The organism is Marinobacter albus, from assembly GCF_030238305.1.
In the GTDB taxonomy this organism is placed as follows: domain Bacteria; phylum Pseudomonadota; class Gammaproteobacteria; order Pseudomonadales; family Oleiphilaceae; genus Marinobacter; species Marinobacter albus.
In genome coordinates this window covers 1,205,608-1,227,158 of record NZ_JASSQD010000001.1, presented here as the reverse complement: position 1 = coordinate 1,227,158, position 21,551 = coordinate 1,205,608, and the positions used below count along the sequence as shown (strand labels likewise).

The following is a 21,551-nucleotide window of genomic DNA, read 5'->3' as shown; positions in this document are numbered from 1 at the left end:
GGTGTTTTCCTTAACAAGCCGGCAGTACCAAGAACCACCTGCCTTGCTGTACTGGGCTAACCCGGGATACCAACCGTGACCCTGAAAAGTGGCGTGAACTCATGGAAGGCATGATCCTGAAACCAGATCTTCGAGTCCCTGAACAGAAGACAGCCAGCCTGTCGTTCTGCGATACCACGCCCAAAGCGTTTCGGGGGTGGATAAGTCAGTTGCCCATGGCCAACATCGGCGAGGTATCCCGCCAGCTCTATCATGCAGTCATTGAGCTCAACCATCTGTTTATCGCACCGCAGCAACGCATCCAGTTTCTGGAACTGATCCGCGAAAAAATCCACTTTGTCTGCAACGAGCTGTCACGTCACTATCTGGGCATGGCCGTGGCCCTGCCGGAGAAGCAACGCAAGATCGCCAACCTGTCCCAGGCGCTACAGCTGCACCTGGCCTCCGGCTACAAACTCTGCGTGCTGGAATTCCTCGATAGCGGCAGCATAGACCGCAACCGTAAACAGGTTGCGATGGCGGTACACCGGGCGATATCCGAGCTGGCAGCAACCATTGTTCGCTCCCATCAGCTGTATTGCCCCAGCCCTGCCCAGAGCTGGCTGGAGTGCCACCGGCTGTTCCGTTTTGGCTACCGTAACAAGCTGGCATCGATTGAGATTGACGATGACACACTCCTGCATCGCCGCTCCAGCACAGTGGCTGATGCTTACAAGCGTATTCTCTTGCTGGGATGCGCCCGCCCCAACCAGCTTCGCCAATCGGAGCTGCTGCAGGTGTACGAGCTGTGCGAAATCTGGAGTGACCACACCCGCTGCGGCCCCGATATCGGGCAGGACAGCCTCTTCGTAATCAACATGGAGCGGGACAACCCTCCCATTTACCGCAGTTTGCTCGATCATCAACCCGGAGAAGACAGCTTTGATTTTGATACCCGGGACCTGTCCGCCATGGTTCTGGACACCCTGCACGCCCGGCGCAACCAAGGCAAGGGCGGCGGCGCCCTCGGTAAAGGCGATAGCAACCTGCAGGTGCCGGCAAAGGTCAGTGACACCCTGCTGACCCACCTGAGCCAGGCGCTGGGCATTCTCGCCAAACGCAACTTCAACCGCATTGCCAGCCAGGGAACCCTGGAGGTGTGCGTTGGCCTCACCGCAGCGCACTATTTTGTTGCCGGAGAGAAGACCTTTACTGAATTCGTAAACGGTAACGACACTGGCCATCAGGACGAAGAGAACCTGTTCGTCCGCAATGCCCGCAGAAATCAGGACGCCTGGGCCGGCGCCCACGATGCGGGCCCAAGTGAAGATGCATTTCTCTCGTCGGATACACCCATCAACTTCCGGGGCAACCACGGCACCGCATCGAAACAGTTTGCCGACAAGAATCGACCAAGATCCCACCACGCCCTGCTTATCAACACCAGTCCGGGTGGCTACTGTGTGGCCTGGGAAAGCAACGTGCCGGCGTCCCTGCAGGCCGGCGAGATCCTCGGCGTGCGCGAGCAAAGCTCCCATCCCTGGAGCCTGGCGATTGTTCGCTGGATTCGCCAGATCAAGAACCAGGGCACCCAGGTCGGGATTGAACTGCTGGCCCCAAGCGCGGCACCTTGCGGCGTGCGACTGATCCAGAAAATGGGGCACAGCAGCGAGTACCTGCGGGGCCTGCTCCTGCCCGAGATCAGCGTGGTGAACCAGTCAGCAACCCTGATCACCCCCCGGCTTCCATTCCAGTCCGGCAGCAGAATTTCGCTCCTGCATGACGGCCGTGAAGACCAGGGACAGCTGTCGAAGAAAGTGTCATCGACCGGCAGCATTAGCCAGTTCGAACTGAAACTTCAGAACGCCACCGCGCTCCAGCCGAGTACCGTGGCAACCTCCGCCGGGGCCAGCGAAGATGAGTTCGACTCACTCTGGCCCTCCCTGTAAGGGGCAGTCAGCCGAAACCCTGGCGGCCTGAGGGTTGTTATTGGACGCTATCCACTGCATCATTCAGCATAAATGACCGACCGGCCCACGGACTCAGACACTCCGCCGCTCATAAGCAGAATGTAAATGCTTACTGACGCAAAAATTCCGGGCCGGCTCAGCCAAACGTGTTTCACGAGACGCCTTACGAATGCAGAAAAAGAACGCGACCGTACACCTGTTGATCCTTGATCCCGACCAGAACGATGCCGAATCCCTGGTCAGCCTCCTGAGAAACTCCGGCAAGGCCACCCGGGCCCACCGCATCACATCCGAGGAAGACCTGGAAGAAACCCTGAAAGCCGGTAACTGGGACCTTTTGCTGGCACGGGATCTGGAGCAGGAATTCAGCGCTGACGATGCCCTGGCCATGATCCGCCGGATGGACAAGGACGTTCCCTTCATCCTGCTGACCGAAGAACCGAGTCGCGAGCGCACCGTGGCGATGATGAAGGCAGGTGCTCAGGACACCGTCCCCTTCGCGCATACCGACCAGCTGGTGCTGACTGTCAATCGCGAACTGTCAGCACTCGATGAGCGCCGGCGCCGCCGGGTCCTGGAATCCCACCTCCGGGAAGCCGAGCAGCGCTGCCAGCTCCTGCTCGAAAGCTCCAAGGACGCCATTGCCTACATCAACGATGGCATGCACATCTATGCCAACCAGTCCTACATGGAGTTCCTGGGCTACGATGACATTGATGAGCTGATCTGCATCCCGGTCCTGGACACCCTGACCCCAGACAGCCAGGACAAGTACAAGGAGTTCATGAAGTCATTCGTCGAAAAGGGCGAAGACGGCATGACCCTGAACTGCACGGCCCGTCGCAGTGACGACCACGAATTGAACGTCACCATGTCGGTATCCGCAGCCACTTACGACGGCGAGGCCTGCACACAGATTGTAATGCAGCCAGAACATAGCGACGCCGAACTTGAAGAGAAGCTGCGCCGGATCAGTAGCCAGGACCTTCTGACTGGTTTGTTCAACCGCCAGCACCTGATGGATGCCCTGGCAGAAAACATCGCCAAGGCCGGCAAGAACAACGAAACCGGCGCCCTCGCCTACATCGCTCTCGACAACTTCATGAGCCTGAAAGCTCAGGTTGGCATTGCCGGCGCAGACCTGTTGCTTGGAGACCTTGCGAACCTGCTGAAAGAAGAGGTTGGTGAGGACATCATCCTGGCCCGCCTCAGCGATGACGCTTTCTGCCTCATGAGTCAGCCCTGCGATGACAAGAAAATGGCCGAGCACAGTGAACGCATTCGCAAGGCGGTGGAAGATCACCTTTTCGATATCAATGGCCGCACTGTCCAGTTTTCCGTCAGCATTGGTGTCGCGGCCATTACCGAGAACTCGCCCAAGGCCGAAGAACTCATGGCACGGGCGCACACAGCGTCGTCTGACGTTCGCAAACAGGACGGTCATGAGCAGGGCAACGGGGTTCTGATCTACAACCCGGCGGACTACGAGTCCCTGGATGAAAGCAACTCGGTCGAGGCCATTCTGAAAGCGCTGGAGGACAACCGCTTCAAACTGTTGTTCCAGCCGATCATCAACCTGCGCGGAGAAGGTGAAGAGCACTACGAAGCGTTCGTCCGCATGATCGCCAAGGACAATGAGGAAGTTTCGCCCTACGACTTCCTGCCCCCGATGGGCCCCTCAGACACCGCCATCAAGATCGACCGCTGGGTGATTCTGCAAACCATCAAGCAGTTGGCCAGCCACCGCTCGAAGGGTCACGATACGCGCCTGTTCCTGAACCTGACGGCAGAAACCCTTCAGGACAAGACCTTTACGCCCTGGCTCAGTGTTGCGCTCAAGGCCGCGCGCCTGCCCGGCGACTCGCTGATCTTCCAGATCCGGGAAGGTGATGCCAACAACTACCTGAAGCAGGCCAAGGAATTCACCAAGGCCATCCATGAACTTCACTGCAAACTGTCCATTTCCCAGTTCGGGTGTGCGCTCAACCCGTTCAATACCCTGAAACACATTGATCCGGACTATGTGAAGATTGACGGATCCTTTACGGAAGAGATCCAGAAAAACGACGAAGCCAAGGAACAGGTCAAGGAGATGGTTAAGACCCTGCAGAGCAGCGGAAAGCTGACCATCATCCCACTGGTAGAAAACGCCGGTGTTCTGGCCACCCTCTGGCAGGCGGGTGTGAACTATATCCAGGGTTACTACCTGCAGGCACCGGTTCCGGAAATGAACTACGACTTCGGCGATCAGTGATTCCGGGCTATTAGGCCCCAAAAAAAAGACCGGCGCCTCACGGACGCCGGTCTTTTTTTTGGGGCGGTGCTCCAGGCGTTTTAGAAACCCGCCCGCTCAAGCCCTTGATTGGTCTCACTCTCCCGGAAACCGATCAGATACAGGATCGCATCCAGCCCCAACGTCGAAATGGAGTGGCGCGCGGACTCCTTGACCAGTGGCTTGGCACGAAATGCCACGCCCAGCCCGGCCTGGCTCAGCATTGGAAGGTCGTTGGCCCCGTCACCCACGGCGATGACCTGCTCACGGGAAATGTGCTCCTTCTCGGCAATCTCCAGCAACAATTCAGCCTTCCGGTTGCCGTCGACAATCTGTCCGGCGACACGGCCGGTAACCTTGCCGTCCTCGATCTCCAGCTCGTTCGCATAGACATAATCGATGCCCAGCTTGTTCTGGAGATGGCGGGCAAAATAGGTGAAGCCACCGGACAGGATCGCAGTACGGTAGCCCAGCGCCTTCAGGCTCTTGATCAGATGCTCGGCACCCTCGGTCATCCGGAGTCGGGCGGCAATGCCTTCAAGCACGGACTCGTCCAGCCCCTTCAACAGAGCCAGGCGCTCGGCAAAGCTTTGGCTGAAGTCGAGCTCCCCCTGCATGGCCCGCTCGGTAATCCCGGCCACCTGCTCACCGACACCGGCTTCAAGCGCCAACTCATCGATGACCTCGGCGTCGATCAGGGTGGAATCCATATCGAAGACCACCAGCCGCCGGTTACGGCGGAATATGGAGTCTTCCTGGAAGGCAATGTCCACGTTCATCTCGCCGGCGATGTGCAGGAAATCCGCCCGGAGCGTTTCAGGATCGGATGGCGTGCCACGCACCGAGAACTCCACGCAGGCAATCCGGTTTTCCGACGGGTTCAACGACGGCCGGGCCGACAGACGGGAAATGTTGTCGATGTTGAGTCCATGCCTGGCGGTGATCGCCGACACCCTCGCAATCTGCTCTGCCTTGATGTCGCGGGACAGCAATGTGACGATGTAACAGGCGCGGTTGCGCCCTTCGGCCCAGGACTGATATTCCTCCACCGAGATCGGTGCAAACCGCACCTGCAGATCCAGCGCGTGGAGCCGGAACAGCAGATCGCGGATCACCGGTGACGACTTAGATTCGTCCGGGATCTCAATCAGGATGCCCCAGGTCAGATGATCGTGAATCACCGCCTGGCCGATATCGAGGATACGAACCGCGTACTGGCCCATGATCCCGGTAATCTCCGAGGTGAGCCCGGGCTTGTCCCGGCCGGAAACGTTAATCAGTACCAGTTCACTCACTCTCGGCGCTCTCCTCTTCTTCCGTTCTCGCTGCTGAGGCAATCACGTCAATGGCGTCTACCCGCTGGAGCCCACGGGGCAGCTTGTGGCCGCGCCGGCCGCGCTCCCCCAGATAGTGTTCCAGATCGCTGAACTGCAGCCCCATCTTGCGCTTGCCGGCCCGGATTTCCAGCTGATCATCCTCGGCGAATACCGCCACCGCAACCACGAACTCCTCCCGATTCTGAACCCGGGCCGACGGGATGCTGATGATCTTGTTGCCCTTACCCTTCGCCAGTTCCGGCAATTCACTGAGCGGGAACACCAGCATCCGGCCCTCGTTCGAGATCGCACCGAGGTAAAGGGTTTTATCCGTTTGCGGAACGGTGACCGGAGGCATGAGCCTGGCCCCTTTGGGCACACTGACCACCGCCTTGCCGTTCCGGTTCTTGCTGATCATGTCGTTCAGAGAGGTGACGAAGCCATAGCCGCCGTCGGTGACCAGCAGTGTTTTTCGGCCCGGGTCGCCCATCAGCAGGCCGGAGAAGCTCGCGCCGGACGGCGGATTGATCCGGCCGGTCAGCGGCTCGCCCTGCCCCCTGGCCGAGGGTAGGCTGTGCGCCATCAGCGAGTACGCCCGACCGGTTGAATCGAGGAATATCGCCTGCTGGTTGTTACGCCCATGCGCCGCCAGGGCATAGCGGTCACCCGCCTTGTAACTCAGGCCTTCCGGCTCGATATCGTGGCCTTTTGCGGCGCGAACCCAACCTTTTTCCGACAGCACCACCGTGACCGGGTCATTGGAAACCAGGTCAACCTCGCTGAAAGCGCGAGCCTCCTCGCGCTCAACGATTGGGGAACGGCGGTCGTCCCCGAAGGTTTCAGCGTCCGCCTGCAACTCAGCCTTGATCAGTTCCCGGAGACGGTCTTCGGACCCCAGGATTGACTGCAGCTCATCGCGCTCAGCGGCCAACTCATCCTGCTCGCCCCGGATCTTCATTTCCTCGAGCTTGGCCAGGTGCCGCAATTTGAGCTCAAGAATGGCTTCGGCCTGATCCGGCGAGAGCCCGAAGCGCGACATCAGGACCGCCTTGGGCTTGTCTTCGGTCCGGATGATCTCGATTACCTCGTCAATATTGAGGTAGGCGATCAGCAAACCCTCGAGGAGATGCAGACGCGCCAGAACCTTATCCAGCCGATGCTGCAAGCGTCGGGTTACCGTGGTCCGGCGGAAGGCCAGCCACTCGGTCAGCATTTCGTGCAGACCCTTGACTCCGGGCCGGCCATCATTGCCAATCACATTGATATTCACCCGATAGGTTTTCTCAAGGTCCGTACTGGCAAACATGTGCGCCATCAGGCCTTCCAGATCCACCCGGTTGGAACGCGGAACAATCACAAGGCGCGTGGGATTCTCGTGGTCGGACTCGTCACGGAGATCTGCGACCATGGGCAGTTTCTTTGCCTGCATCTGCTGGGCAATCTGCTCCAGCACCCGGGCACCTGACACCTGGTGTGGCAGATCAGTAATGATGATTTCGCCGTTCTCGCGAATCCAGCGGGCTCGCATCCGCAGGGAACCGCGCCCGGTTTCGTACATCTGGCGGATGTCCTTGCGCGGTGTGATGATCTCGGCCTGGGTCGGGAAATCCGGGCCCTTGATGTGCTCACACAGCTCATCCACCGATGCATCCGGGCTGTCCAGCAGCCGGATACAGGCGGCTGTGACCTCACGCACATTGTGGGGTGGGATGTCCGTAGCCATGCCGACCGCAATACCGGTGGTGCCATTGAGCAGGACATGGGGCAGTCGGGCGGGCAGAACCGAGGGCTCATCCATGGTGCCGTCGAAATTGGGCACCCAGTCTACGGTTCCCTGGCCCAACTCACCGAGCAGAACTTCCGCGAACGGTGCGAGCCGGGACTCGGTGTAACGCATCGCTGCAAACGACTTGGGATCGTCCGGAGATCCCCAGTTGCCCTGACCGTCCACAAGGGGATACCGGTAAGAAAACGGCTGGGCCATCAACACCATGGCTTCATAGCAGGCGCTGTCACCGTGGGGGTGGAACTTACCCAGGACATCACCAACGGTACGTGCGGATTTCTTGTACTTGGACGTGGACTTCAAACCCAGTTCGGACATGGCGTACACAATGCGCCTCTGAACCGGCTTCAGCCCGTCTCCTACGTTGGGGAGGGCCCGATCAAGGATGACGTACATGGAATAGTCGAGATAGGCCTTTTCCGTGTAGTCCCTGAGTGAAACCCGCTCAAAGCCTTCATCCGTAGTCTGAAACTCTGGCATGGATGCCTCTTCTGCCTGTATTACCTGATGTGAATGACGCCGATGATGCTACCGCTTGCGTCCGAATTAATCACGGACGTCAGCGCGAGGCCACATTATATGGACGCCGGCACGGATACACCAATTTCCAATAGCGGAATTCCCGAATGGAGACTCTGTAATGCTAGCCGTATGCTCACCGTCACTGGATAGAAGACCGTTTAACTTTCCAAACAAGCGGAACACTATGAAACCCGACCTCAAAGCCTGCGGGCAAGCCATGGTTACCGCCATGGTGAATGCGGTACTGGCAGTCGCACTGATGCTCCTGGTGGAGTTTGCAATCAGTGGCACATTCCAGGTCCCCGAGCCCTACCTTTGGGCTGGCGTGCTCATTTGGCTGGTCATTTTTGCCGGTCAGTTCTGGCGACAGCGTCATCTTTGCAAATCTGGCCAGTCGGCCAGCAAAGCAACCGACCCTTCCCATCGGGCAACCTGACACCGTCAGGTTGTCTTGTTTGACGCACAAAGTCCCGACAGTAACAAAGACATCCCCTCTTCCGCTGCTATTCTTCAGGTTAATTTCAACGACGGTGCCGGCTACAGGCGCTGACCGTCCGAGGGCGTGACCGGAGGATACTGGAATGCGCTGGCGAAGCGGCAGACGAAGCGACAACATCGAGGATCGACGCGGGCAAACGCAGCGTTATTCGTCAGCCGGCGCCGGCGTGATCCTGCTACTCAGACTCCTCACCCTGCTTTTTCGAAGCAAGATCGGCCGGGTAATCCTGATCGCCGGCGTTGCGGTCGTACTGGGTGGAAAGTTCCTTGGTATCGACCTGCTACCCATGCTCACGGGGGGCACTACCACCGCCCAGGCGCCGCGGGAATTCTCCGAGGCTGAGCAGCAGCTTGCTGATTTCACGTCCGTCGTCCTCGCCGATACCGAGGATACCTGGCGAACCATTTTCAACGGGCTTGGCGGCAATTATCGTGAACCGACCCTGGTACTGTTTTCGGACCAGGTACAGTCTGCGTGCGGCTTCGCCAGCGCCGCAGTCGGTCCTTTCTACTGTCCGGGAGACCAGAAAGTTTATCTTGACCTGTCGTTCTTCGAGGACCTGGCCAGGCGATTCGGGGCACCGGGTGATTTTGCCCAGGCGTATGTCATCGCCCACGAGGTGGGACATCACGTGCAAACGCTGATGGGCATCAGCCAGGAAGTACGTCAGGCGGGACAGGGTCGGAGTCAGGAAGAGATCAACGGACTTTCTGTCCGGCAGGAGCTGCAGGCCGACTGTTTTTCAGGAGTGTGGGGGCACATAGCCCATCGCGATCGCCAGATTCTCGAGCCGGGAGATCTGGACGAAGCCTTAATCGCCGCTTCAGCAATCGGGGATGATCGACTCCAGCGCCGGTCGGGCGGACAGGTCGTGCCTGACAGTTTCACCCACGGCACGTCCGAACAACGGGTACGCTGGTTCCGCAGGGGGTTCGAAAGCGGCGACATTGAAGCCTGTAACACTTTCGCCGCCGAGTCACTGTGAGGAAGGGGCTCCGGGCGACCTCACCCGGAACCTCCTCGGCCAGAATCGGTGCGTATTACTGGCGGACACCTTCGACGGAAATGATAATGTCGACGGTTTCAGATGCCTTGCCCAGATCCATGGGAATGCCGAAATCCTTCAGCCGAAGCTCGGTCTCGGCTTCGAATCCCATACGATACCCACCCCAGGGGTCGTCTCCGTGGCCAATCATTTCAGCCTCGAGGGTGACTTCCCGAGTCACGCCGCGAAGGGTCAGATCACCAATGATATCCGCTTCGCCCTCGTCATCGACAACCACACGCTTGCTCTTGAAACTCGCTTCCGGGTATTCGTCGACGTACAGGAAGTCCTCGCTACGCAGGTGCTTGTCGCGCTCGGCGTGGTTGGAATCAACGCTGGAGGTGTCGATGGTGACGGACACGGAACTGTTCTCAGGATTCTCCGCGTCGTAGACGAACTGACCATCAAAATCGTTAAAACGACCATACAGCCAGCTGTAGCCCAGGTGTGAAATCTTGAAGGTCACGAACTGGTGTGAACCTTTTTTATCGAAGGCATAGGTGCCGCTGTGCTCGTCGGCATGGACACCGCCAACCAACACCATGGACATGGCAGATGCGAGCAAAACTTTCTTCATCGGTTTCTCCCTTTCTCGGTTCAGACCCTGAGGGCCACTTTTAACGTTTGAGCACCATCCAGCTCACTTGCCAAACATACGCCGGAGAGTACGGTCGCGATCAATCAGGTGGTGCTTGAAGGCGGCGCCGGCGTGCAGCGCTGCCAGCAAAACAATTGCCCAGGTCGACCAGTAGTGAACCGCACCCGCTGTGTCCTCGAGACCCTTGACCTGGCCAGTCAGCGACGGCACGTCAAACCACCCGAATACGCTGATAGCCGAGCCGTCGGCCGTTGAGATCAGGTAGCCACTGATCATGGCCACAAATAACAGGAGGTACAACAGGGCGTGAGCGGCCTGTGCGCTGGCGACTTCCAAGCGCGTGTGGTTCGACAGAGGTCCCGGATCGTAATCAAGCAGGCGCCAGAGCAAACGGGCGATCATGAGTCCGAATAACAGAATGCCGACGCTGCGATGAATATCGGGGCCTTGATTGTACCAGTCGTGGTAATACGACAGATCCACCATCCAGTAACCCAGCACAAACAGGCCGATGACCACTGCGGCCACGAGCCAATGCATGGAAATGGCGACAACCCCATATCGTTCGGAGGAATTTCTGAGCTGCATTGTCGGTTCGGAGCCTTACCTGTCTGATTACTTTTCACTTTGCCCGGATTCTACGAGCCGGGTTTGATGAAAAAAATCGAAATGTTTTGCAGACCAACATCAGAATTTCTGACTAACAGAATACATCTATGCCTTTGGTCGTATACGGATTTTACGGATTGCTCAAAACTACAGCATAGATAGACTTAACACATATTTCGCAGCCCCATCGAGGGCTCTCATTGACCGAGAGGATACAGACATGGAACTCGAATTCGACGAAAGTGTTGTTGTTCCAAGCAACAACTGATCCCCTGGCGGCCTCTGGGCCGCTCGGCAGACAAACCCGGCAATTAGTCGGACAAAGATACGATTGGCTTCCACTTTCTGTATGAAAGAGTGGTAATAAATTCTTTTTTTTGGCAATCTCGGCACTTACGTCAGTAGTGCTGCCTTCCTGCTCGCCGCATATGTACTGATTATCGACAGTTCAGGCCGTCCCTTCTGAGGCACCTGATGTTTTCGTGCAACCAATCAGAACAGTCTATGTCGCGAAGCCTCTCCGAAAAGCTGACAGCCCCGGAACTGGATTTGCTGTCCCCCATGCTCAGCCAGGAAGGCGACACCTGGACCGCCAGCTTTCAGGGACTTACCCTCAGGACAGCCCTGCAACCGATCTACAGCATTTCCCACAAGCGCATTGTTGGTTACGAAGCGCTGATCCGGGCCTTCGACAATGACAATTCAGCCGTCCTGCCGCTTCACCTGTTCCAGCTGCCATCCTCCAATGCAGAGAACCTGCTCCTGGACCGACTGTGCCGCTACCTGCACATTCGCAACTACAGTGGCCTAGAGGACCAGCTCAACTGGCTTTTCCTGAACGTATCTCCCCAGGCCGTCACCAGCGGCAGCCAGGCCGACTCGTTTTTTGGACAGCTGCTCAGGCAGACAGGTCTGCCGCCGCACCGGATTGTGATGGAGATTGTGGAGCAACCCACCGACGACGCAGAAAAACTCAAAGAAACAGTCGCCTATTACAAGAAACTCGGGTGCTTGACTGCCATTGATGATTTCGGTGCCGGACACTCGAACTTCGAGCGCATCTGGAACCTGTCGCCGGACATCGTGAAGCTGGACCGCACCCTGCTCACCCGAGCCACGGAAGACAACAAAGCCCGGCAGATTCTCAATGGCATTGTTTCCCTGTTGCACCAGTCAGGCTGCCTGGTGTTGCTGGAAGGGGTGGAAACCCGGGATCAGGCCATGATCGCCATTGATGCCGGCGTCGACTTTGTTCAGGGGTTCTTCTTCCGGCGCCCGAGTATCGATCTGGAAGCCTTGACGCGCACCCCCGCGAACTTTGATGAGCTACTGGACGAATACAAAACCCGCAACCAGGTGACCCTGGATCCGACGCGGCAACTGGTGGGATTTTTTAGCGGCTTTTTCAAGGATGCCATCGACAGGCTGGGGAGCGGATCGAGCATGGATCACGCCTGCGTGAAACTGCTGAACCATCCGGCGGTTTCGCGTTGCTACCTGGTGAACGACCGGGGCGTACAGATTGAAGATACCCTGGTGTCCGAGCTCGGCGTCCGCAGCCGGGACCCTCGCTTTAAGCCCCTGGAAAGCACCAGCAGCGCCGACTGGTTCCGACAACAGTACCTGCGTCAGGCACTGGCTCAGCCGGAAAGCCTTCACATCACCGCACCCTACCTCTGCGTTACCGGCGCCTACATGTGCGTGACCCTGTCGCTGGGCTACTACCAGGAGGGTGAGCTGCGGGTGTTATGCTGCGACATTCTGGCCAATCCGCCAGAACCCTCCATCAGCCAATACTGATTCCGTAAACCAGGGCAATAACAACCACCGTAATCGCGCCGATGAACACGTTCATAGGCAGCCCAACCCGAACGAAATCACCAAAACGGTACCCGCCCGGACCGAACACCATCATATTTGTCTGGTAGCCCAGCGGGGTCGCGAAGCTGGCCGAAGCCGCCATCATGACCGCAATCACAAATGGCTCAGCATCAACCCCCATACTGGAGGTCATGGACAGGACAACCGGAATCACCAGCACGGCAGCGGCATTATTGGTGATCACTTCGGTCAGTACCGACACCGTGATGTATACGAGCAGGATCGCCAGAAGAACATTTCCCTGGCTCAGACCCAGGATGCCTTCGGCGACAAACCTTGCGGCACCGGTCTCCAGCAGGGCCGCGCCCAACGCAAAGGATGCAGCGATGGTCAGAATTACCGGGACATCAACGGATTTCTGAGCCTGGCCGACGGAGCAGCACCCGGTAATGATCATCATGGCCGCTCCCAGGAGAGCCGCATTCAGCATGCTCAGAACGCTACAGGCAGCCAGCCCGACCAGCACCAGCAGAATGCCCCAGGATAGCCATGCCCGGTCATGGCGCGGGGTTTCTGTTTCCAGATCGTTGATCAGCAGGAAATCCTTGTTGTAACGCTGACGGCTTACAAACGCTGGACGCGCCTCCAGCAGCAACACATCCCCCGGTTTCAGGCGGATGTTGCCGAGGTTGCCGGAAACCCGCTCGCCTCCGCGAGCCACGGCCAGGACAACGGCACCATACCGGTCCCTGAAACGGGCATCACGGATGGTCATTCCAAGCACATCCGATTGCGGGGACAGTGCGGCTTCAACGAGCCTTCGCTCAGCCCGGTCCTGGCTCAGGCTGGGTTCGTCTTCATGCACGGACGGCACAATACCGTTGATCCGCAAAAGGTCGGAGATGGCCTGAGTGTCACCGGCAAACACGAGACGGTCGCCACCCCGAAGCCGTTCTTCCGAAGGCACGGCGGTAACCACGCTCCCATCACGCTCGATTTCGACCAGATAGAGTCGCTCCAGCTCCCGCAAGCCGGCCTCTCCCACTGTTTTACCCACCAGCGGCCCGTCAAAGGATACGGCGACTTCCAGAGTGAACTCCCGCATGGAGCCGAACTTCTGCTGGTCCTTCCGGTCCGGCAATGCTCTGGGCATCACCAGCAGAATCACAGCAACACCGATTACGGCAACAGGGAGCCCGACGGCCGTAATGGAAAAGATCGAGAACCCCTGCCCTCCGGTGAGCTGCTGGTACTGGCCGTTCACCACAAGGTTTGTACTGGTACCGATGAGCGTCAGAGTGCCCCCGAGAATGGCTGAATAACTTAGGGGAATCATCAACTTGGAGGGAGAGATGCCAATCTTTCTGGACCAGGCATGCACCGCCGGAATCATGGTGGCAACCACCGGCGTGTTATTCAGAAATCCGCTGAGCAGAGAAACCGGAAGAGCGATCCGGGCCTGGGCACTGCGAACGGTTTTCGGGTTGCGGAGCAAATGGTGGACCAGCAGATCGACGCCACCGGAGTGGTGAATACCGGCAGCAACCACGAACATGGCCACCACGGTGATCAGACCGCTGTTGCTGAATCCGGCAAGCGCCTGATCAGCAGAGATAATGCCACTGGCACTGAGCACGACCAGCACCCCCATCATCACCAAGTAGGGTGCGATTCGTCCAACACTCATGAGTATCAGCGAGGTGCCCGCCAGGCCCAGCGCAAACCAGCCTTGCCAGTCCATTTACGGTTCTTCCCGGAAAGAAAACTGGCAGGATAACGGCTTTGGGGAATACTTAGAAAGAATAAAGGATGCTTTTTATAGCATCCTTAGGAATATTAAACGACCACGTCGGCAATGTTGCCGTAGGTTTCAAGCCAGGAGCGGCGGTCGGATGCCCGCTTTTTACCCAACAGCATGTCCATCCGGCTGTCGGTCTCGTCACCATCTTCGATCGTGAGCATAACCAGGCGACGGGTATCGGGGGCCATGGTGGTCTCCCGGAGCTGCAGCGGGTTCATCTCACCCAGCCCCTTGAACCGGGTGACGGAAATCTTGCCCTTGCGCTTCTCGGCGGCGATTCGATCGATAATCCCCTGTTTCTCATGCTCGTCCAGGGCGTAGAAGGTTTCCTTACCCAGATCCACGCGGTACAGCGGTGGCATGGCAACGAATACGTGCCCGGCGGCAACCACCGGTCGGAAATGCTTCACGAACAGCGCGCACAGCAGGGTCGCAATGTGGAGACCATCGGAATCGGCGTCGGCAAGGATGCAGACTTTGTTGTACCGCAGACCGTCAAGTTTGTCGGAGCCCGGATCCACCCCGATGGCCACGGCAATGTCATGGACTTCCTGGGATGCCAGCACTTCTGACGGATCGACTTCCCAGGTATTCAGGATCTTGCCCCGCAGCGGCATCACCGCCTGGAATTCCCGATCGCGGGCCTGTTTCGCAGAACCACCGGCTGAGTCGCCCTCCACCAGGAAGAGTTCCGAGCGGGCAGTATCACCGCCGGAACAATCCGCCAGCTTGCCCGGCAACGCCGGTCCCGAGGTGACCTTCTTCCGGGCTACCTTCTTGCTGGCCCGCAAACGGCGCTGGGCATTGCTGATGAACAGCTCCGCCAACGCCTCGGCAACGTCGGTGTGCTGGTTCAGCCACAGACTGAAGGCGTCCTTGACCACACCGGAAATGAACGCGGCCGCCTCGCGGGAGGACAGGCGTTCCTTGGTCTGACCGGAGAACTGGGGCTCCTGCATCTTGAATGAGAGCACATACGCTGCCCGCTCCCAGATATCCTCGGGTGAGAGCTTTACGCCCCGGGGCAGCAGGTTCCGGAACTCACAGAATTCCCGCATCGCCTCCAGCAGACCGGTCCGCAAACCGTTAACGTGGGTACCGCCCTGGGCAGTCGGGATCAGGTTCACGTAACTTTCCATCACGGTTTCACCACCTTCCGGCAACCACTGGATGGCCCAATCGGCGGCTTCCTTGTTACCGGAGAAGCTGCCGGTAAACGGCTCCAGGGGGACCGCCTCAATATCCGCCAGGGCCGAACGCAGATAATCCCGGAGACCGTCCTCATAGCACCATTCGTCCTTCTCGCCGGTCTTTTCCTGCAGGAACGTAACGGTGAGCCCCGGACAAAGTACCGCCTTGGCACGCAGGTTATGACGCAGACGACTGACGGAGAAATTCGGGCTGTCGAAGTAGCTGACATCCGGGGTGAACTTCAGGCGCGTGCCGGTGTTGCGCTTACCCACCGTGTCCACCACTTCCAGTTCGGAGGCCTTGTCACCGTTGGCAAACGTCATCCGGTGCAGCTGACCGTCCCGCTTGATGGTCACCTCAAGGTGCGTGGACAATGCGTTGACGACGGAAACCCCCACCCCGTGCAAGCCACCGGAGAAGTTGTAGTTACCCTGGGAGAACTTGCCGCCGGCATGCAGCCGGGTCAGGATTAGCTCGACCCCCGGGAGTCCCTCTTCCTTATGCAGGTCGACGGGCATACCCCGGCCGTCATCCTCAACACTGAGGGAACCGTCACTGTAGAGGACAACGTCGATGCGACGGGCGTGTCCGGCAAGCGCCTCATCGACGCTGTTATCGATGACTTCCTGCGCCAGATGGTTGGGGCGACTGGTATCGGTATACATCCCCGGGCGCTTGCGCACCGGGTCCAGGCCGCTCAGTACTTCAATGGCATCGGCGTTATATTGTTGCTGACTCATAGGCAGGAAGTAACTCCGCAGTAGGAACTAAAAAGCTGGGTCATAGCTTAGGGATTCGGCGGGAAAGATCAACGGTTGTTTTCGACCGGCGTGATCCGGATGTCATTCCAACCTGAGGCTGTCACGGCGATGGCCGCGCACGGTGTGGTCAGGGCCTGAGTAACCATCGTTCCCGGCTCCGGTTCCTGGATTCTCAGTTGAAGCTCGAGAACGTCATCTTCGATCACCGACCCGGCCAGGGTGACGCTGTAACCACCCGTTGGTTTCTGCCCGAGCGCTGCCAGGATCACATGCTCATTGTCGAACCGGATCTCCCGGAGCGGCGCCAGCGGCAGGCTTCGCCCCGGCAGGGCCTCCAGACGGTCCACCTCGGCACGGCTTTTCAGGTGCAGGTGACCGGGCGCTGTCAGCCCGCAGTTGGAGGACTGGACGATCTGCCGGGCCAAGGGTGCGCCGGAGGACGTTTCTGTCTGACTAACCGCGCAACCGGCACCAAACACGCCGGCAAGAACAGCCACACCGGTAATTACTCGAGGAATCAGTGTCATGGTTGGGCAAGGGCCTTTACGTCGTCGGCGTCCGGGTTGGGTGATAACAGCTGGTAGCCCCGGAACCCGGGGCGAGGGAGCTGATCAGGCGAGGCCGCCGAAATCGACGGCCGGGAATAGCTGGTGGTCATGCGGATGCCCTCAATGGCCTCGCCCGCCGAAACCGTAATTTCTTCCCTCAGACCGGCCACCGGGTATTCCGCGCAGGCTTCACCGGCATGACAGATCAGGGCGTCGTTATCCAGATCGGTGCCCGCCACCAGGATATAGTTCCCCGGCGGCACCTCATTCAACTGTTTCGGTTCCTGACCGTCATCCGGCACGAAGGCAAACCGGTAGCGGCCATTCTCGGCCACCACGTTGGTCTGGGCGACAGTGGTGTAGAACCCGCCTTCCGGTTCCGGGTCCACCAGGAGCACAAAGTGCCGGCCGGCGTCCCGGGCCTGCTGGTCGGTGACCTCCTGGCCGACCACGGGGATTTCGAGCGTGCGAGTCTGACCGCCCCTGTAGGTAATCTCTATTGAAGCGCGCTCGGAAATACCCGGTTCCAAAGCGTCGAGATTTAATGACATGGGCAACTCGAACCGGGTGCCTTCGCTCTGTGCCAGAGGCTCAATATTGAGCCACGGCGGCGGTTCCGAAATAGTGTCAATGGTCACAGCCTGCGCATTGTCACCATAGACTTCAAGTACCACGGTAGCCGAAAGACTGCCTTCGGACGAAAGCGATACAATGGCAGGGGACGCCGTCAATAGATCTGTTATCGGGGCTGAAAGGGCAGCCGACGTTGCCTTACCGGCGTCCAGCAACCCCCACCCCAGTTCACTGGTCTTCGGACAGGGCGGACTGGCGCAGCTTGCCACGGTTAACTCACCGGCCATCAGGAAAGCATTGATGGCACCGTAATCCAGAGCGGGATTCTGATTTTTCATCAGCGCCATCACTGCCGACACGTGAGGCGCCGCCATCGAGGTGCCCTGCAGCCCGATGTAGGTTTCCTGCAACGAACCGTTAATTACACTGGCGCTGGTACTGACCACCACATCACCACGGCCATCGGCATTGCCATCGCGGCTGGCATCACCGCCGGGCGCGGCGACATCAATCCAGTTGCCGAAATTCGAGTAGGACGCAAGGTCACCGGCGCCGTCGACTGCGCTGACCGCGAACACATTGTCAAAGGCGGCGGGATAGGATTCGGCGTTTGTTCCGGCGTTGCCCCCAGCCGCCACGAATATGACACCCCGTTCGGTCCCAGTATTGATGGCATCCTGCAAAGACTGGATATACGGCAGTCCGCCGAGACTCAGGTTCGCAATGTTCGCTCTTGGCTGGCCGCCCTCAGGTCCGCCGACCCATTGCAGCGCCGCCAAAAGGTCGGCGGAGGAACCGGCACCGCCCTCTCCCAGAACCCGGACCGGCAACAGGGTGGAGTTGAATGCAACGCCGCCCCCTCCTTCTTCATTTATCAAAGCAGCAACGGTTCCCGCCACATGGGTGCCATGGTAAACGCTTCCACCGACGCTGTTGCCCGGATCCGCCGGATTGCTGTCCCGACCCGGCTGGCCGTCGTTATCAAACTGCTCTGAAACGAAATCAGACCCTGCAAGGTTTGTACTGACGTTGGCGTCAATATCACTGTGCCAGCCACCTGAACCTCGATACAGCCCCGTGTCCATTACCGCGACGGTGACTCCCTCACCCCCATCAGGGGCCAGCTGCCAGGCCGTGGGGGCGTTCAACAAACCATAGTGCCACTGTTGGGCACTGTAGAGCGGCTCATCGACCGGCGTCATCGCCTGCATCTGGTAATTCGGTGTCGCGGAGGCGATATCCGGCCGCTTCTGCAGGGCCCGTATCCAGTCCAGGGTCGCGGCAGCGGCTGGCTCGCCGCTTCCAAGGGCTTTCGAGACCGGCGCCTTGACCCGCCAGAGGCCCGGGGCCAGTTCCTGGGCAGGCACCATGTCGTTCTGGGAAAGCATGGACTGGGCCGTGGCCTGGTCCACTGGATTATTCAGCGCGACGAGGGCTTCTCCTTCGACAAACTCGTGCTCCGGCCAACGCAGGGAGACGGCGTTTCCGGTGGGATTCACCGCCGTGGACAGGACATAGAGCATGGGGGTTGGCCCCTCAGACTCTACCCGGACGGTATAGCTACCGTCTGCCCCGGAATTGGTCACACTGATACGACTGTTTGTACTGGTGGTTACATTGGATTGAACACCATCAACAGTCAGCCTCAGGGCCGAGGCTCCGGCCCGGGTGGCGAACGCCTGTAGCTCGACGGTCTGGCCATTCCGGAGCCGCATGGAAAATGTGTCATCGGGATCGGCGGGATAACCGGTGGCCGGAAAATCCGGCAGGGCCGGATAGGCACCGGCCGAAGCGCTGACATAGCCGGCCAGGATGTATTCTGCCGGCAGGCTCTGAGGCGATCCGAGACGGGTGTTGCTCAACGCCAAAGCATCCGCATTATCCGCGTCGACCCGGGTTCCGGTTTCGATGTCGATGGTACCGGAGAGCGCCACGGCTACCGGGTCGGAACTGCCGCCAGAGCCACCACCGCACCCTGCCAGAGCCAGCAACAGACCGGCAGTCGCCGTGCCTCTGATTAGCGTTCTGGTGCATGCCTTGAATAGCATAGGGATTACTCTCCGATAGTTTTCCAGCATACAACATCGCAGAGCTGGCGTTTTTTACTGAGTGTTAACCGATACGTCGAAACCGTCGCACCAGATGGCAAAAAACCGCCTGCGGGCATACTCCGGAGGCGGTTTCAGTTTTCTCAGCCGTGGTTATAAAGCGTAGAACAGCATGGGCACGAAGGCCACCAGAAGCAACGTGGGCCCCATGACCGCAAGGGGCAACAGCAGCCGTTCGTATCGATGCCAGAATGTGCCCGTCCGCTCCGCCGCGAGCACCTCGGTCTCCCCCACCACCTGGCGAGTCAGCAGATGGTTGAGCGCCACCGGCGGGCTCAGGTAACCCAGTTCAAACGCCACGAGACACACGATCCAGAAATGCAGCGGATCGATTCCCAGCTGAATCGCGGGTTGTGCGATGGTTGCCGATACCAGAATAACCGCACCGAACGGATCCATCACCATGCCGATGAAGGTCAGCATCACTACAATGACCAGCATGGCGATCCAGGGACTGGTGAGATTCTCCGGGAACAGCGCATGGACAATATCAGACCGCTCCAGGATGCCACCCAGGCAGATGGAGAAACCGATGAGGGCCAGCAGTGCGCCAATGTGAACGGCCGAATCACTGGCAGCGTAAGAGCTGCGCTTCCAGAAGGCCCGGAGCCGAGTCTCGCCCAGTTCGCGGCGGTCGCTGCCGGCATCCAGAAAAACCAGCGCCAACATGACCAGCGGCAAAATCATTGGAGCGCTGTATTCGTTAAACTTCAGCCCAAGAATCGCCCAGATCGCCAGAATTACGGCCGCACCGACAAGAACGTAGGGGACCAGTGGTTTCATCTGGACCAGGGATGCCCGAAAAGCGCCGGGGGCTGGCCGTGGCTTCCAGTTGCCCTGAGTCTTGCACACAATCAGCGAGAACAGGGAGGCGGACATGATGAACACCCAGAAGCCCCAGCTGTACATCTCGGTAGTGGTGACTTCCTTGTTCAGAGCGGCCACGACCACAATCAGCAGGCAGGGATTGAGCACGACACCGAGGCTGCCCGACATAGCGGTGGTGGCAAGCGATAGTTGCCGACCGGCGCCGGCACGACGCAACTCGTCGTAGACTACGCCACCCACGGCGAGAATGAAGATGCCTGATGCACCGGTAAAGGCCGTTGGGAACGCGGTGGCGAAGATGATCACCGAGGCCAGCATCGGTGCCGGCAGGTTGAAGGGTTTGATCACATTGAGGAGCAGTTCGGGCAGCCGGGTCTGCTTCAGCACCATACCTACCAGCACATACAAGCCGATGTTGATGAACATCGAGGACAGGTTGGACATCATGCCGAAGTAGATCGCCAGGCCCGACGCGTAACCGTCCACGAAGAAGAAGTAGCTCATGGCAATGAGCCCCATCGCGCAATACAGGGGCATCACCAGACCGGAAGACAGCGCCAGCCGACCATTCTTCATGCGCTCCGGCACATTCACGAACCGAACGGCATTGATCACCATGAAGAGACCGAACACGGTGGCCCAGGCATATTGCAGATCGACGGTGCCCTCGGATCCGGGGGAACTTGCGAGCTTGCCGAGGTAGGCATTCAGCGACCCCACCATCATACCGTTCACCACAAATTGCGTTGCCTGACTGAACCGCCACTCGGCCCGGTTCCGGGGCAGGCGCAAGGCAATATGGTCCGCGTCCAGCGCTGCAATGGCAGCCGCCATGGCAAACATCGCAATGAACAGGTACTTCGTCAGTTCGATGTTATCGAGGAGAAAATCCGCGAGACCCTGCTCGATTGTTTTGAACAGTCCCAAAGCTGGTGTGGCGTGTTCCAGGTTCTGTTCATACAGTGCGTACTCCTGCTGACAAAGCTCTAGGTTACGCTCCAGGGATTGGCGAATCGCTTCGGGATTCGGCGGCGAGCTGAACAGATCATCCGGGTCCGGCTGATAGGCCTCGACCCGCTTTTTCACCTCGGCATCCACGTCCATTTCAAGCTGGCATGAGGGCTCCGTGGCATCCGGATTCAGCAGGTAATAGTCAGGCCAGGTCTGCTCACCCACCCACAACAGGCGTGAGTGCAGCGAGTTCCCCATTCCCAGCAACAAGGTGAAAAGCAGAAGCAGCAGCAGGATAACCCCGTGCAATCGATGCACGGGATAGAGTGTCCGGGCTGCGGGCGCGGTCAAGGCTCGCCAGTTCATGAGTGTT

14 protein-coding genes are annotated in these 21,551 nt (G+C 58.8%); 5 read left to right on the top strand and 9 right to left on the bottom strand.

Going from position 1 to position 21,551, the window contains the following annotated elements; translation table 11 throughout:
* Positions 1 to 101: 101 nt before the first annotated feature.
* A complete protein-coding gene (locus QQF73_RS05780; RefSeq protein ID WP_219866410.1) occupies positions 102 to 1,928 on the top strand; it encodes a GTPase in 1,827 nt (608 codons plus the stop codon).
* A 190-nt stretch (positions 1,929 to 2,118) separates the two neighbouring features.
* Positions 2,119 to 4,203, top strand: a complete 2,085-nt coding sequence (locus QQF73_RS05775; RefSeq protein WP_285367567.1) for an EAL domain-containing response regulator — start codon at positions 2,119 to 2,121, stop codon at positions 4,201 to 4,203.
* A gap of 80 nt (positions 4,204 to 4,283) precedes the next feature.
* Here QQF73_RS05775 and serB read toward each other — a convergent pair whose 3' ends face one another.
* Both serB and parC read right to left on the bottom strand, forming a co-directional pair.
* Positions 4,284 to 5,516, bottom strand: a complete 1,233-nt coding sequence (gene serB / locus QQF73_RS05770) for a phosphoserine phosphatase SerB (protein ID WP_285367565.1) — start codon at positions 5,514 to 5,516, stop codon at positions 4,284 to 4,286.
* Positions 5,509 to 7,803 carry a DNA topoisomerase IV subunit A gene (gene parC, locus QQF73_RS05765; protein WP_219866413.1) on the bottom strand — a complete coding sequence of 765 codons (2,295 nt, stop codon included), beginning with the start codon at positions 7,801 to 7,803 and terminating at the stop codon, positions 5,509 to 5,511. The genes serB and parC overlap by 8 nt, the downstream gene beginning before the upstream one ends.
* 226 nt (positions 7,804 to 8,029) lie before the next feature.
* Here parC and QQF73_RS05760 point away from each other — a divergent pair, with 226 nt between their 5' ends.
* Both QQF73_RS05760 and ypfJ read left to right on the top strand, forming a co-directional pair.
* On the top strand, positions 8,030 to 8,281 hold the full coding sequence (locus QQF73_RS05760; RefSeq protein WP_219866414.1) for a hypothetical protein: 252 nt from the start codon (positions 8,030 to 8,032) through the stop codon (positions 8,279 to 8,281).
* Positions 8,282 to 8,426: 145 nt separating this feature from the next.
* Positions 8,427 to 9,329, top strand: coding sequence for a KPN_02809 family neutral zinc metallopeptidase (gene ypfJ, locus QQF73_RS05755; RefSeq protein WP_285367564.1), 903 nt, complete (start codon positions 8,427 to 8,429; stop codon positions 9,327 to 9,329).
* A gap of 55 nt (positions 9,330 to 9,384) precedes the next feature.
* On the opposite strand, the gene QQF73_RS05750 is transcribed toward ypfJ, so the two are convergent.
* Together QQF73_RS05750 and QQF73_RS05745 are read right to left on the bottom strand one after the other, a co-directional pair.
* The gene (locus QQF73_RS05750; RefSeq protein WP_219866416.1) at positions 9,385 to 9,966 is read right to left on the bottom strand and encodes a YceI family protein; all 582 of its coding nucleotides are present in this window, start codon (positions 9,964 to 9,966) and stop codon (positions 9,385 to 9,387) included.
* 63 nt (positions 9,967 to 10,029) lie between these two features.
* Positions 10,030 to 10,575 carry a cytochrome b gene (locus tag QQF73_RS05745; RefSeq protein WP_285367563.1) on the bottom strand — a complete coding sequence of 182 codons (546 nt, stop codon included), beginning with the start codon at positions 10,573 to 10,575 and terminating at the stop codon, positions 10,030 to 10,032.
* Positions 10,576 to 11,100: 525 nt separating this feature from the next.
* On the opposite strand from QQF73_RS05745, the gene QQF73_RS05740 reads away from it, so the two are divergent.
* Entirely contained in the window at positions 11,101 to 12,396 is a 1,296-nt protein-coding gene (locus tag QQF73_RS05740; RefSeq protein ID WP_228743321.1) for an EAL domain-containing protein, read from the top strand.
* Here the strand turns inward: QQF73_RS05740 and QQF73_RS05735 are convergent.
* The 5 genes from QQF73_RS05735 to QQF73_RS05715 all read right to left on the bottom strand — a co-directional run bounded on the left by QQF73_RS05735 (position 12,383) and on the right by QQF73_RS05715 (position 21,544).
* Entirely contained in the window at positions 12,383 to 14,158 is a 1,776-nt protein-coding gene (locus tag QQF73_RS05735) for an SLC13 family permease (protein WP_219866418.1), read from the bottom strand. The two genes, QQF73_RS05740 and QQF73_RS05735, sit on opposite strands and share 14 nt — an antisense overlap.
* A gap of 95 nt (positions 14,159 to 14,253) precedes the next feature.
* Positions 14,254 to 16,149: a DNA topoisomerase IV subunit B gene (gene parE / locus QQF73_RS05730; RefSeq protein ID WP_219866419.1), complete on the bottom strand. Its 1,896-nt coding sequence runs from the start codon at positions 16,147 to 16,149 to the stop codon at positions 14,254 to 14,256.
* A 68-nt stretch (positions 16,150 to 16,217) separates the two neighbouring features.
* Positions 16,218 to 16,697: a protease complex subunit PrcB family protein gene (locus tag QQF73_RS05725; protein ID WP_285367561.1), complete on the bottom strand. Its 480-nt coding sequence runs from the start codon at positions 16,695 to 16,697 to the stop codon at positions 16,218 to 16,220.
* Positions 16,694 to 19,339, bottom strand: coding sequence for a S8 family serine peptidase (locus QQF73_RS05720; RefSeq protein ID WP_285367559.1), 2,646 nt, complete (start codon positions 19,337 to 19,339; stop codon positions 16,694 to 16,696). Before QQF73_RS05720 ends, QQF73_RS05725 begins: the two co-directional genes overlap by 4 nt.
* Before the next feature lie 153 nt (positions 19,340 to 19,492).
* Positions 19,493 to 21,544, bottom strand: coding sequence for a TRAP transporter large permease subunit (locus QQF73_RS05715; RefSeq protein ID WP_285367558.1), 2,052 nt, complete (start codon positions 21,542 to 21,544; stop codon positions 19,493 to 19,495).
* Positions 21,545 to 21,551 lie beyond the last annotated feature (7 nt).

Coding starts and splice junctions, on each gene's coding strand:
- QQF73_RS05780 (WP_219866410.1), top strand. CDS start 102: ATGGAAGGCATGATCCTGAAACCAGATCTTCGAGTCCCTGAACAGAAG.
- QQF73_RS05775 (WP_285367567.1), top strand. CDS start 2,119: ATGCAGAAAAAGAACGCGACCGTACACCTGTTGATCCTTGATCCCGAC.
- parC (WP_219866413.1), bottom strand. CDS start 7,803: ATGCCAGAGTTTCAGACTACGGATGAAGGCTTTGAGCGGGTTTCACTC.
- QQF73_RS05760 (WP_219866414.1), top strand. CDS start 8,030: ATGAAACCCGACCTCAAAGCCTGCGGGCAAGCCATGGTTACCGCCATG.
- ypfJ (WP_285367564.1), top strand. CDS start 8,427: ATGCGCTGGCGAAGCGGCAGACGAAGCGACAACATCGAGGATCGACGC.
- QQF73_RS05750 (WP_219866416.1), bottom strand. CDS start 9,966: ATGAAGAAAGTTTTGCTCGCATCTGCCATGTCCATGGTGTTGGTTGGC.
- QQF73_RS05745 (WP_285367563.1), bottom strand. CDS start 10,575: ATGCAGCTCAGAAATTCCTCCGAACGATATGGGGTTGTCGCCATTTCC.
- QQF73_RS05740 (WP_228743321.1), top strand. CDS start 11,101: ATGTCGCGAAGCCTCTCCGAAAAGCTGACAGCCCCGGAACTGGATTTG.
- QQF73_RS05735 (WP_219866418.1), bottom strand. CDS start 14,158: ATGGACTGGCAAGGCTGGTTTGCGCTGGGCCTGGCGGGCACCTCGCTG.
- parE (WP_219866419.1), bottom strand. CDS start 16,149: ATGAGTCAGCAACAATATAACGCCGATGCCATTGAAGTACTGAGCGGC.
- QQF73_RS05725 (WP_285367561.1), bottom strand. CDS start 16,697: ATGACACTGATTCCTCGAGTAATTACCGGTGTGGCTGTTCTTGCCGGC.
- QQF73_RS05720 (WP_285367559.1), bottom strand. CDS start 19,339: ATGCTATTCAAGGCATGCACCAGAACGCTAATCAGAGGCACGGCGACT.
- QQF73_RS05715 (WP_285367558.1), bottom strand. CDS start 21,544: ATGAACTGGCGAGCCTTGACCGCGCCCGCAGCCCGGACACTCTATCCC.